General features: G+C 72.5%; 8 protein-coding genes. 5 read left to right on the top strand and 3 right to left on the bottom strand.

The window, feature by feature from the left end:
• Nucleotides 1-18: 18 nt before the first annotated feature.
• From AB0C76_RS07440 to AB0C76_RS07430, 3 genes are all read right to left on the bottom strand, one after another.
• Nucleotides 19-1,509, bottom strand: a complete 1,491-nt coding sequence (locus AB0C76_RS07440) for a S8 family serine peptidase (protein ID WP_359961038.1) — start codon at nt 1,507-1,509, stop codon at nt 19-21.
• Nucleotides 1,510-1,728: 219 nt separating this feature from the next.
• Complete coding sequence (locus AB0C76_RS07435; RefSeq protein WP_359961035.1) at nt 1,729-2,847, bottom strand: amidohydrolase family protein; 1,119 nt, start codon at nt 2,845-2,847, stop codon at nt 1,729-1,731.
• 3 nt (nt 2,848-2,850) lie between these two features.
• On the bottom strand, nt 2,851-4,263 hold the full coding sequence (locus AB0C76_RS07430) for a glutamine synthetase family protein (RefSeq protein ID WP_359961032.1): 1,413 nt from the start codon (nt 4,261-4,263) through the stop codon (nt 2,851-2,853).
• A 473-nt stretch (nt 4,264-4,736) separates the two neighbouring features.
• On the opposite strand from AB0C76_RS07430, the gene AB0C76_RS07425 reads away from it, so the two are divergent.
• The 5 genes from AB0C76_RS07425 to AB0C76_RS07405 all read left to right on the top strand — a co-directional run bounded on the left by AB0C76_RS07425 (nt 4,737) and on the right by AB0C76_RS07405 (nt 12,404).
• Entirely contained in the window at nt 4,737-6,512 is a 1,776-nt protein-coding gene (locus tag AB0C76_RS07425) for a 3-hydroxybutyryl-CoA dehydrogenase (RefSeq protein ID WP_359961029.1), read from the top strand.
• A gap of 200 nt (nt 6,513-6,712) precedes the next feature.
• Nucleotides 6,713-7,633, top strand: a complete 921-nt coding sequence (locus AB0C76_RS07420; protein WP_359961027.1) for a TetR family transcriptional regulator — start codon at nt 6,713-6,715, stop codon at nt 7,631-7,633.
• 386 nt (nt 7,634-8,019) lie between these two features.
• The gene (gene ccrA, locus AB0C76_RS07415) at nt 8,020-9,357 is read left to right on the top strand and encodes a crotonyl-CoA carboxylase/reductase (RefSeq protein ID WP_359961024.1); all 1,338 of its coding nucleotides are present in this window, start codon (nt 8,020-8,022) and stop codon (nt 9,355-9,357) included.
• Nucleotides 9,358-9,367: 10 nt separating this feature from the next.
• On the top strand, nt 9,368-11,398 hold the full coding sequence (locus tag AB0C76_RS07410; RefSeq protein WP_359961021.1) for a protein meaA: 2,031 nt from the start codon (nt 9,368-9,370) through the stop codon (nt 11,396-11,398).
• A gap of 43 nt (nt 11,399-11,441) precedes the next feature.
• Nucleotides 11,442-12,404, top strand: a complete 963-nt coding sequence (locus tag AB0C76_RS07405) for a CoA ester lyase (RefSeq protein WP_359961018.1) — start codon at nt 11,442-11,444, stop codon at nt 12,402-12,404.
• Nucleotides 12,405-12,409 lie beyond the last annotated feature (5 nt).

Below are 12,409 nucleotides of genomic sequence, written 5' to 3'. Positions count from 1 at the left end.
TTCCACGCGGTCAGCGCGTCAGCGCCACCACTGGACCGCCTTCTCGGCGTTGATGATGCCCGCGCCGTAGAAGCCGTTGTCGTTCTCGCCGCCCTCGCAGGTCGCCTTCCACTGGCCGGCGCCGCCCGGGTTGAAGTCCCCGGCCGGGCAGGCGTGCGACTCGGCCTGGTTGGTCAGCAGCTCGGTCAGCTCCTCGGGGCTGGCCCACGGGAAGGTGCCGGCGAGCAGCGCGACGACACCGGTGACGTGCGGGGTGGCCATCGAAGTGCCCTGCATGTAGCCGTACTTGTTGCCCGGGATGGTGGACAGGATCCGGCCGTCCTTGTCCGGGGTGTCCGGGATCTGGTAGCGGCGGTCGCCACCCGGCGCGGCCACGGTCACGACGCCCTTGCCGTAGCTGGAGTAGTACGACTTCTCGCCGTTGACGCCGACGGCGGAGACGGCGACGACACCCGGCAGCTCGGTCGGCAGCGACAGGCAGTCGTTGGTGACCGGGCGGGTGCCCGGGGTGGTGTCGTCCGGGCTGGAGACGTCGGTGGTCTTGTGGGCGAGGTCGATGTTCTCGTTACCGGCCGCGGCCACGTTGAGAACGCCCTTGCGCTGCGAGAACGCGACCGCCTTGCGGACGGCGGCGGTGATCGCCGCCTGGTCCTTGTCGTTCGGGCAGTTGAACATCCACGGGTCGACGTAGTAGCTGTTGTTGGTCACCTTGAAGCCGTGCTCGCCGGCCCACACGAAGCCGCAGACCGCGTTCTCCGGGTAGATGAAGCCGCCGTCGTCGACCACCTTGACCGCGGCCAGCTTCACGTTCGGCGCGATGCCGACGACGCCCTTGCCGTTCTTGGCGGCGGCGATGGTGCCGGCCACGTGGGTGCCGTGGTCGCTGGTGGTCGGCTGCCAGGCCTTCCAGTCGGTGTTCGGCTTGCCGTCGATGCAGGAGACCGACTGCGAGGCGTCCACGTTGGGGGCCAGGTCCTCGTGGGTGGCGTCGATGCCCGAGTCCAGCACGCCGACGGTGACGTTGCGGCTGCCGAGCGATATCTTGTGCGCCTTGTCGACGCCGATCTGACGCATGTCCCACTGGTTGGCCTCGTAGGGCTCCTGACCGGCGGCAGGGGCCGCGGCGGGCTCGGCGGCGACGTCGGCCTTGCCCTGGTCGGCGGCGAGGATGCCCTTGGTGCGGCTCGCGCCCACCGAGTCGACGCCCTTGACCTGGCGCAGCTTCTCGGCGAACGCGGTGTCGTTCGAGCGGGCGACCACGACGCCGATCTGCTCGTAGGAGTACACCACCGTGCCGCCCAGGGTGGTGATCGCCTTCTCCACCTTCTGCACCTGGCCGTGGTTGGCCTTGGTGTTGACCACGTAGCTCAGCAGCGGGCCGGTGGTCGAGCCGGCCGCGGGCGCGGGCGCGGCGACGGCGGTACCGGCCGGGAGCGCGAGGGCGCCCGCCGTGGCGAGCACGAGGCCCACCGCCGCGTACCGGGTCCGGCTGATCCGAGAAACACGCATAGGGGTAGACCCTCCCGAGTCGTCATGCAGCAGCTGCGGCAGCAGGTGCGATGGAGTGATCGGGACGCTAATGAATATTTACTAAGAAAAGCAAGAGGTAGTCATCTAATCGTCACAACTAGACCAACAGCGGAGCCCAGGAGTCCGCAGGTCAACCGGCAAACAGTCGGTCATAGTGTTAAAAAGTGATGGTCCACAGGCCGGTGGGACGCCTACCACCTAAAGTGCGTACAACCGGCGCGCATTGTCCGCGGCGACCATCCGGGCCAGCCGCTCCGCGTCGGCCGCCGAGCAGGCGCCGCCGGCCCGCCACTGGCCGAGCAACTCGCCGAGCCCGTAACGGAACTGGGCGGCGCCGACCAGGTACAGCTCGGGCAGGCCGTACGCGTCGGTGGAGAACAGCAGCTTGCCGAACGGCGACAGCTCCAGCATCTCGCCGAGTACCGCCGCCACCCGGGGGCCGGTGTACGAGGCCGTCAGCCCGAGGTCGGCGTACACCGTCGGGAAGGCTTGCGCGAGGAAAGCGGCCTGCCGGTGGTACGGGTAGCAGTGCAGCAGCACGAGCGGGACACCGCTCGGCTCGGCGGCGCGGACGAAGGGGGTGAGCAGCGCCGGGTCGGCCAGGTGCAGGGTGAGGTCGGGATCGCCGAAGCCGGTGTGGAGCTGGATCGGCAGGCCGAGCTCGGCGCACACGTCGACGGCCGTCCACAGCAGGTGGTGCAGGAGCACCGGGTCCGTCAGCCGGCCGTGCCCGGCGCGCTGCCAGGCCCCCGCCGCGGCCACCGCGGCGGCCCGGGCGGGCCGTTCGGGCGGGACGGCGAGGCCGTGCCGGTAGGCGATGACGGACTTGACGGCGGCGGCCCCGGCGGCGGCCCCGGCCAGGGCGTCGCGGACGGCCTCCGGCCAGCCCCCGGCCGTCGCGGGCACCGCCTCGGCGACCGTCTCCAGCCGGATCACCTCGCGCACCCGAACGCGGGCGGCCGCGGCGAACTCGCCGAGCGGGAGCAGCGGACGGCCCGCGGCGGCGGTCAGCCCGGTGTCGATCAGGCAGGTGTCGAGCGCGGCGGCGGCCAGCAGTCGGCCGGTGGCCTCGGCGGCGCCCAACTCCCGCCTGCGGGACAGGTATTCGGCAGCCGGCGCATGGACGGGCAGGCCGAGCGCGGGCGGACACCAGCGCCGGACCGCGAGGCCGAGGGCGCTGTCGAAGGGCGTGGTGCCGGGCGCGGGCGGGCGGTCCGACTCGGTGAGCAGCCCGGCCAGGGCGTCGTCCGGGAGGTCGGCCGCCACCACGCTGTGGCAGTGGTGGTCGACCAGCGCGGGGACGTCCGGGAGAGGCACCGGTCAGTACCGCCAGCGGGTGGCGGCCACCATGTGCTCGGGGGTGGCGTCGGCGTACTGCTCGGCCTCGGCCCGGCGGACCGCGAGCACCGCCTGGTAGAGCGGTTCGCCGAGCGCCTCGCGGAGCACCGCCGAGCGCTCGTAGGCGGCGATCGACTCGGCCGGGCGGGCCGGCAGCCGGGGCACCGTGCCCGGCGCGGCGGCGGCCGGATCGCCGGTGAACTCCGGTGGCAGGGCGAGGCGTTGGTCCATCCCGGCGAGTCCGGCGGCGAGCACGGCGCCGACCGCGAGATAGGGGTTGGCGCTGGCGTCGAAGCACTTGACCTCGGCGTTGGCCGCGGCGGAGCGCTCCCCCGCCGAGCCGGTGACCAGGCGCAGCGCGGCCTCTCGGTTCTCCAGGCCCCAGCACTGGTAGGCGCCGGCCCAGCGCGAGGGGACGAGCCGCAGGTACCCGGCGGGGCTGGAGCAGCCGAGCACGAGCAGTTCGGGCAGCGCGGCGAGCACACCGGCCAGGAAGCCCTCGGCCTCGGTGGTCAGACCGTGCGGGCCGGAGCCGCCGCGGCCGAGGTTGCGGCCCTCCCGCCAGAGGCTCAGATGGAGGTGGCCGCCGTTGCCGACCGTGCCGGGCTCGACCACGGGCGCGAAGGAGACCCGCAGGCCGTGCCGGTTGGAGACGGCGCGGATGGTGTGCCGGACCAGGACGGCGGTGTCGGCGGCGGCGACCGGGCCCTCGGGGGCGACGGAGACCTCGAACTGGCCCGGCGCGTACTCGGGGTGGATCTGCAGGACGTCGAGCCCCTGCTCGCCGAGGGCGCGCAGGACGTCCCGCAGGTAGTCGGAGAGGTCGGTGAGGCGGTGCATCCCGTACGCGGGGCCGTGGGTGGGGTACTGCGGCTCGTCCGCCGGGGCGCCGGCGAGGGCGGCCACCCACTCGACCTCGATGCCGGCCTTGAGGCCCAGCCCGCGCGCGGCGGCCGTGGCCTCCATCCGGCGGGCGAACAGCCGCTGGCAGCCGGGGTGCGGGGCGCCGGCCTGGGTGTGCCGGTCCCCCGGGGCCCAGGCCCAGCCGGGCTGGGCGGCGAGCGGGACGACCCGGTCGAGGTCGGGGTACAGGCGCAGGTCTCCGGTGGGGCCGCCGATGATCGGGCTGGTCGTGATCCCGTCGTCGGCGAGGAACACGTCGAAGCAGGGGGCGGCGCCGACGCCCCACTGGGCGGCGTGGACGAGGGTGCCGAGCGGCACGGCCTTGACCCGGGTGATGCCGGCGTTGTCCACCCAGGTGACGGCGACCGCCTCGACCCCGGCCGCGCGGAGCCGGTCGGCGGTGGCCTCGGCCTGCCGGGCGCGCTCGGCGCGCGGGGGCAGTTCGACGGCAGCCCGGGCGTCCACGCCGACGGCGATGGTGTCAGCAGTCATGCCTTCATGCTGCCCCCCGGGGTGGGCCCGCGTAACTCCTCGATCGGGTGGTTGGAACGGACGCGCGTCCTCCCGTTCACCCGTTCGGGGTGGGCCGGTCTTGCCGTCGTCCGCCCTCTTCCTACTGGGCAGTAGCTTCGCTACAGTGGCCGCACGCACCGCCGTCGGGCTTCGGGAGCCGCACCGACGGGTGCCGTGCGTCCTTCACCGGCCGGTGCCGCGAACCGCGGCGGGCCGGGTTTCCCTCCTCGTGTCAGCGTCGCTCCGTTCACCTCCGAGCGCCTGAGCACCACGGCACACCCGCGGTTCGGCCGGAGCGGACCGGCCGCTGCGCGGGTGGGCCGCACCCGTCATCCCTCCAGCCCCCGCGCGCGGACCCTCCTCCGGCGGGCTGCCGCCCCCTGCGTACGCACGGGCGCGGCGGCACGCCCGCCGGAGCGCGCGCGGGCCCTTCATGACTAGGAGTCAGGACCATGCAGCGTCCCTTCCCCACGGTCGCCGTGGTCGGCCTCGGCACGATGGGTGCCGGCGTCGCGGTGGCGGTCGCCAAGAGCGGCCGCCGGGTGATCGGCATCGAGGCCACCGAGGACTCGGCCGCCCGGGCACTGGCCCGGATCGAGGAGGCCACCGCGCACGCCGTCGAGCGGGCGCGGATCACCGCCGAGGAGCGCGCGGCCCTGCTCGCGCGGCTCTCCGTCGGCCACGAACTCTCCGCCGCCGCGGCCGCCGACCTCGTGATCGAGGAGGTGCCCGAGCAGCTGGAGCTCAAGCGTGAGGTCTTCGCCGAGCTGGACCGGATCTGCCCTCCGGAGACGGTGCTCGCCACCGGCACCACCGCGCTCTCGGTGACCCGGATCGCCGCCGCGACCGCCCGCCCGGACCGGGTGCTCGGCCTGCACTTCTTCAACCCGGTCCACACCATGAAGCTGGTCGAGGTGGTCCGCACGGTGCTGACCGCCCCGCAGGTCGCCGAGGACGCCGCCGGGTTCGCCCGGGACCTCGGCAAGGAGCCGGTCGCGGCCGGCGACCGGGCCGGTTTCGTGGTGAACGGCCTGCTGTTCGCCTACCTGAACCAGGCCGCCGCGATGTACGAGTCCAAGTACGCCTCGCGCGAGGACATCGACGCCGCGATGCGGCTCGGCTGCGGCCTGCCGATGGGCCCGCTGGCGCTGCTCGACCTGATCGGCGTGGACACCGCGCGGACCGTCCTGGAGGCGATGTACGAGCAGTCCAGGGACCGTCTGCACGCGCCCGCGCCGATCCTCGGCCAGCTGGTGTCGGCCGGTCTGCTGGGCCGCAAGTCCGGCCGCGGCTTCTACACCTACGAGGCGCCGGGCTCGTCCAGGGCCGTCGACGCGGCCACCGGCCCGGCGCAGCCGAAGGTGGCGGGCCGCGAGGTGCGGACGGTCGGCGTGTGCGGCTCGGGCACGATGGCGACCGGCATCGCCGAGGTGTTCGCGAAGTCCGGGTACACCGTGCTGCTGGCCGCGCGCAGCCAGGAGAAGGCGGACCGGGCCAAGGCGCAGCTGGCGAAGTCGCTGGAGCGCTCGGTGACGAAGGGCCGGATGAGCGCCGAGCAGCGGGACGCGGCGCTGGCCCTGGTGACGCCGGTCGGGCAGTACGCGGAGCTGGCCGAGGTCGACCTGGTGGTCGAGGCGGTGGCCGAGGACCTGGCGGTCAAGCGGGAGCTGTTCGCGACCCTGGACAAGATCGTCCGGCCGGGCGCGGTGCTCGCCACCACCACCTCCTCGCTGCCGGTGATCAGCTGCGCGACCGCCACCTCGCGGCCGCAGGACGTCGTCGGCATGCACTTCTTCAACCCGGCACCGGCGATGAAGCTGGTCGAGGTGGTCTCCACCGTGCTGACCGCGCCGGACGTCACCGCGACCGTCCTGGACCTGTGCGCCAAGGTGCGCAAGCACCCGGTGGAGTGCGGGGACCGGGCCGGCTTCATCGTCAACGCGCTGCTCTTCCCCTACCTGAACGACGCGGTGCGGATGCTCCAGGAGCACTACGCGACGGTGGACGACATCGACACCGCGATGAAGCTCGGCTGCGGCTACCCGATGGGCCCGTTCGAGCTGCTGGACGTGGTCGGCCTGGACGTCTCGCTGACCATCGAGCAGGTGCTGCACCAGGAGTTCCGCGAGCCGGGCCTGGCCGCCGCGCCGCTGCTGGAGCACCTGGTGGCGGCGGGCTGCCTGGGCCGCAAGACCGGCCGCGGGTTCCGCGACCACGCGCGCCGGTGACCGTGCCGCAGCCCGGCGGCGCCGCCCCCCGCGGGGCGGGGCCGGCCGGGAGCGCGCCGACGGCCGGGCAACCGCGCTCGGCCTGGAACCCCGGGACGGTGTCCGCCCGCTGGCCGCGCCCCGCCGTGACCGGCCCGGTCGCACCGGTCCGCCGGGGAAGGGCCGCCGGGGCGCAGCCGGGGCCGTGTAGCGTTCCGGACATGGATCGGGTTCAGTCAGCCACCCCGCAGCAGTCCGCCGCACCGCGCGCCGCCGACCGGCCGGCCACGTCGGCCGGGGGCACCGGCCCGGACGCCGGACCGGGCAGCCGCCGGGCCGCGGCACAGCGCCTGCAGATGCGCCAGGACCTGGCCACGGCCGCGATGGACCTGTTCGCCTCGCAGGGCTACGAGGAGACCACCGTCGACCAGATCGCGGCGGCGGCCGGGGTCGCCCGGCGCACCTTCTTCCGGTACTTCCGGTCGAAGGAGGAGGCGATCTTCCCGGACCACGACGACACGCTCGTCCGGGTCGCGGACCTGCTGGCCAGCGCCGAGCCCGAGGAGCACCCGCTCGACGTGGTCTGCCGGGGCATCAAGGAGGTGCTGCGGATGTACGCCTCCACCCCGGGGGTGTCGGTCGCGCGGTACCAGCTGATCCGCCAGGTGCCGGCGCTGCGCGAGCGGGAGATCGCCGTGGTGGCCCGGTACGAGCGGCTGTTCACCCGGTACCTGCTGGGCCGCTTCGACACCGGCGAGGACATCCCGTCGGGCTGGCAGCGCGGCGGCGAGGACGACTCGATGCTGGCCGAGGTGTCGGCGGCGGCCGTGGTCGCGGCGCACAACCACGTGCTGCGGCGCTGGCTGCGGGCCGGCGGCCGGGGTGACGTGGAGGCGCAGCTGGACCACTCCTTCGAGGTGATCCGGCGGACCTTCTGGGCGGCCAGCTCGCCCGGTGCCAGGCGCCGCGGGTCCCTGGTGGCACCCGGTGCCAATGGGACGCCCGGGGAGGTGCTCGCCGAGAGCGCACTGAGTGCCAGCCCCGGAGGTGAGGTACTCATCACAGTCGCCCGGACGGACGCTCCGCTGGACGTCGTGGTGGACAGCATCCGGGCCGCGCTGAGCGGCTCCGGGCGCGCCTGACGGGAGCGTTTCCGCAGGTCACAGAGGAATCGAAGGTCAAAAAGGGCCCGCGCCGAGGAATCGGCGGCGGGCCCTTTTCGTCCCTGTTCGGGTGTTCATGACAGCCGGCGAAAGTCGGCCAAATTGCTGACACCCGGTGTCTTTACGGCTGGCACAGGGTGCCACTACGTTGTTACCCACCAGTCGCGGCGCCGCGGCTCCCCACCTCGGCGCGCCGTCGTCCGGCGTTCCCACACCCCGGGAGCAGAGCGAGTACCACCCGGCCCACGGCCGGGCCCACCAGCCTGACCCGCCCACCACCCACCACAGCGAAGCCGGTGTCCGCTCCCGGCCTTCCCCAGACGCCCTGTGCGCCCTCACACAGGTACGCCTCCGGAGGCAGAGCCATGCAGCAAATCCTCGACGCGATCCTCAGCAACAACGCCACGGCGGAGGACTTCGCAGCGATCCAGCTCCCCGAGTCCTACCGGGCGGTCACGCTCCACAAGGACGAGGAGCAGATGTTCGCCGGCCTCGACAGCCGCGACAAGGACCCCCGCAAGTCCCTCCACCTCGACGACGTCGCCCTGCCCGAGCTCGGCCCGGGCGAGGCCCTCGTCGCCGTCATGGCCAGTGCGGTCAACTACAACACCGTGTGGAGCTCGATCTTCGAGCCGGTCTCCACCTTCGGCTTCCTGGAGCGCTACGGCCGGCTGTCGCCGCTCACCAAGCGCCACGACCTGCCGTACCACGTCCTCGGCTCCGACCTGGCCGGTGTCGTCCTGCGCACCGGTGCCGGCGTCAACGCCTGGAAGCCCGGCGACGAGGTCGTCGCCCACTGCCTCTCGGTCGAGCTGGAGTCCCCGGACGGCCACAACGACACGATGATGGACCCGGAGCAGCGCATCTGGGGCTTCGAGACCAACTTCGGCGGCCTGGCCCAGCTGGCCCTGGTGAAGACCAACCAGCTGCTGCCCAAGCCCAAGCACCTCACCTGGGAGGAGGCCGCCTCCCCCGGTCTGGTCAACTCCACCGCCTACCGCCAGCTGGTCTCGCGCAACGGCGCCGGCATGAAGCAGGGCGACAACGTGCTGATCTGGGGCGCCAGCGGCGGCCTCGGCTCGTACGCCACCCAGTACGCGCTGGCCGGCGGCGCCACCCCGATCTGCGTGGTCTCCAGCCCGCAGAAGGCCGAGATCTGCCGCGCCATGGGCGCCGAGGCGATCATCGACCGCTCGGCGGAGGGCTACAGGTTCTGGAAGGACGCGGAGAACCAGGACCCGCGCGAGTGGAAGCGCCTGGGCTCCAAGATCCGCGAGTTCACCGGCGGCGAGGACGTCGACATCGTCTTCGAGCACCCGGGCCGGGAGACCTTCGGCGCCTCGGTGTACGTCACCCGCAAGGGCGGCACCATCGTCACCTGCGCCTCCACCTCCGGCTACATGCACCAGTACGACAACCGCTACCTGTGGATGTCGCTCAAGCGGATCGTCGGCTCGCACTTCGCCAACTACCGCGAGGCGTACGAGGCCAACCGCCTGGTCGCCAAGGGCAAGATCCACCCGACCCTGTCGAAGGTCTACTCCCTGGAGGAGACCGGCCAGGCCGCCCTCGACGTGCACCACAACAAGCACCAGGGCAAGGTCGGCGTGCTGTGCCTGGCCCCCGAGGAGGGCCTGGGCGTGCGCGACGCGGAGTTCCGCGCCACGCACCTCGACGCGATCAACCGCTTCCGGAACGTCTGAGGCCGATCCGATGACCGAGCCGCAGAAGCGCGACCGACCCTGGCTGATGCGCACCTACGCCGGACACTCCACCGCGAGCGACTCCAACGCGCTCTACCGGCGGAACCTGGCGAAGGGCCAGACCGGCCTGTCCGTCGCCTTCGACCTGCCGACCCAGACCGGCTACGACTCCGACCACATCCTCGCCCGCGGCGAGGTCGGCCGGGTCGGCGTGCCGGTGGGCCACGTCGGCGACATGCGCACCCTGTTCGACGGCATCCCGCTCGAACAGACCAACACCTCCATGACGATCAACGCCACCGCCATGTGGCTGCTGGCGCTCTACCAGGTGGTCGCCGAGGAGCAGGGCGCCGACATCGCCAGGCTCACCGGCACCACCCAGAACGACATCGTCAAGGAGTACCTGTCGCGCGGGACGCACGTCTTCCCGCCCGGCCCGTCGGTGCGCCTGATCACCGACATGATCGCCTACACGGTCGGCAACATCCCCAAGTGGAACCCGATCAACATCTGCAGCTACCACCTGCAGGAGGCCGGGGCCACGCCCGTCCAGGAGATCGCCTACGCGATGTGCACCGCCATCTCGGTGCTCGACGCGGTGCGCGACTCCGGGCAGGTGCCGGCCGAGCGCATGGGCGACGTGGTCGCGCGGATCTCCTTCTTCGTGAACGCCGGCGTGCGCTTCGTCGAGGAGATGTGCAAGATGCGCGCCTTCGCCCGGCTGTGGGAGAAGGTCACGCGCGAGCGCTACGGCGTCGAGGACCCCAAGCAGCGCCGGTTCCGCTACGGCGTGCAGGTGAACTCACTGGGCCTGACCGAGGCGCAGCCGGAGAACAACGTCCAGCGGATCGTGCTGGAGATGCTCGCCGTCACGCTCTCCAAGGACGCCCGCGCCCGGGCCGTCCAACTCCCGGCCTGGAACGAGGCGCTGGGCCTGCCCCGGCCGTGGGACCAGCAGTGGTCGCTGCGGATCCAGCAGGTGCTCGCCTACGAGTCCGACCTGCTGGAGTACGGGGACATCTTCAACGGCTCCGAGGTCATCGAGGCCAAGACGGCCGAACTGCTGGCCGGCGCCGAGGCGGAGATCGCGAAGGTGCTGGAGATGGGCGGGGTGATCCCGGCCGTCGAGTCCGGCTACCTGAAGTCCAACCTGGTCTCCTCGCACGCCGCCCGCCGGGCCCGGATCGAGTCCGGCGAGGACAAGATCGTCGGCGTCAACTGCTTCGACACCACCGAGGAGAGCCCGCTCACGGCCGACCTCGACACCGCGATCATGGTCGTCGACCCGGCCTCCGAGCAGTCCGTCCTCGCCGCCCTGGAGGCCTGGCGCGGACAGCGCGACGAGGCCGCCGCCCAGCAGGCGCTGGCGGAGCTCAAGACCGTCGCCGCCACCGACGCCAACCTGATGCCGGCCACGCTCGCCTGCGCCCGGGCCGGCGTCACCACCGGGGAGTGGTCCTTCGCCCTGCGCGAGGTCTTCGGCGAGTACCGCGCCCCCACCGGCGTCGGCGGCGCCCCGGTCGCGGTCGCGGCCGAGCCCGGCGGCGAACTGGCCGCCGTGCGCGCCGCCGTGGCCGCCACCGCCGGGGAGCTGGGCGCCGACAAGCTGCGCCTGCTGGTCGGCAAGCCCGGCCTCGACGGGCACTCCAACGGCGCCGAGCAGATCGCCGTCCGGGCCCGCGACGCCGGGTTCGAGGTGGTCTACCAGGGCATCCGGCTCACGCCGGAGCAGATCGTCTCCGCGGCCGTCGCGGAGGACGTCCACTGCGTGGGCCTGTCGATCCTCTCCGGCGCGCACTCCGAGCTCGTGCCCGACGTGCTGCAGCGCCTGCGGCGGGCCGGGGTGGAGGATGTCCCGGTGATCGTGGGTGGCATCATCCCGGCAGCGGACGGCGAGGCCCTCAAGGCCGCCGGCGTCGCCGCCGTGTTCACCCCGAAGGACTTCGGCATCACGACCATCATCGGCCGGATCGTGGACGAGATCCGGCTGGCCAACAAGCTCCAGCCGTGGACGCCCGCACCGACCCCGGCCACGAACTGACCAGCTGACCAGCTGACCACTGGGAAGGAACAGAACCACCCTCATGAGCACTGTCAACCGCCTGCGCCCGCGCCGCTCCTGCCTCGCCGTGCCCGGCAGCAACCCGCGCTTCCTGGAGAAGGCCCAGGGCCTGCCCGCCGACCAGGTCTTCCTCGACCTGGAGGACGCCTGCGCCCCGCTGGTCAAGGAGAGCGCCCGCCACAACATCGTCGACGCCCTCAACAACGGCGACTGGGGCGGCAAGACCCGCGTCGTCCGCGTCAACGACTGGACCACCCACTGGACCTACCGCGACGTGATCACCGTCGTCGAGGGCGCCGGCCCCAACCTCGACTGCATCATGCTGCCGAAGGTCCAGGACGCCGAGCAGGTCAGGGCGCTCGACCTCCTCCTCACCCAGATCGAGAAGACCATGGGCTTCGAGGTCGGGAAGATCGGCATCGAGGCGCAGATCGAGAACGCCAAGGGCCTGATCAACGTCGACGCCATCGCCGAGGCCTCGCCCCGGCTGGAGACCATCATCTTCGGCCCCGCCGACTTCATGGCCTCGATCAACATGAAGTCCCTGGTGGTCGGCGAGCAGCCGCCCGGCTACAACGCCGACGCCTACCACTACATCCTGATGCGCATCCTGATGGCCGCCCGCGCCAACGACCTCCAGGCGATCGACGGCCCGTACCTGCAGATCCGCAACCAGGAGGGCTACCGCGAGGTCGCCGGCCGCTCCGCCGCCCTCGGTTTCGACGGCAAGTGGGTGCTGCACCCCGACCAGGTCGCCGCCGCAAACGAGATCTACTCGCCCTCGCAGGAGGACTACGACCACGCCGAGCTGATCCTCGACGCCTACGACTACTGCACCTCCGCGGCGGGCGGCGCCAAGGGCTCGGCGATGCTCGGCGACGAGATGATCGACGAGGCCAGCCGCAAGATGGCCCTGGTCATCGCCGGCAAGGGCCGGGCCGCCGGCATGGAGCGCACCACCAAGTTCGAGATCCCGGAAAGCTGAGGGCC

The organism is Kitasatospora sp. NPDC048722 (genome assembly GCF_040650235.1).
Classification (GTDB): Bacteria; Actinomycetota; Actinomycetes; order Streptomycetales; family Streptomycetaceae; genus Kitasatospora.
Note: the sequence above shows the minus strand (reverse complement) of the source record. Positions and strands in the feature narration are given on the sequence as shown.

Coding starts and splice junctions, on each gene's coding strand:
- AB0C76_RS07430 (WP_359961032.1), bottom strand. CDS start 4,263: ATGACTGCTGACACCATCGCCGTCGGCGTGGACGCCCGGGCTGCCGTC.
- AB0C76_RS07420 (WP_359961027.1), top strand. CDS start 6,713: ATGGATCGGGTTCAGTCAGCCACCCCGCAGCAGTCCGCCGCACCGCGC.
- ccrA (WP_359961024.1), top strand. CDS start 8,020: ATGCAGCAAATCCTCGACGCGATCCTCAGCAACAACGCCACGGCGGAG.
- AB0C76_RS07405 (WP_359961018.1), top strand. CDS start 11,442: ATGAGCACTGTCAACCGCCTGCGCCCGCGCCGCTCCTGCCTCGCCGTG.
- AB0C76_RS07425 (WP_359961029.1), top strand. CDS start 4,737: ATGCAGCGTCCCTTCCCCACGGTCGCCGTGGTCGGCCTCGGCACGATG.
- AB0C76_RS07410 (WP_359961021.1), top strand. CDS start 9,368: ATGACCGAGCCGCAGAAGCGCGACCGACCCTGGCTGATGCGCACCTAC.
- AB0C76_RS07440 (WP_359961038.1), bottom strand. CDS start 1,509: ATGCGTGTTTCTCGGATCAGCCGGACCCGGTACGCGGCGGTGGGCCTC.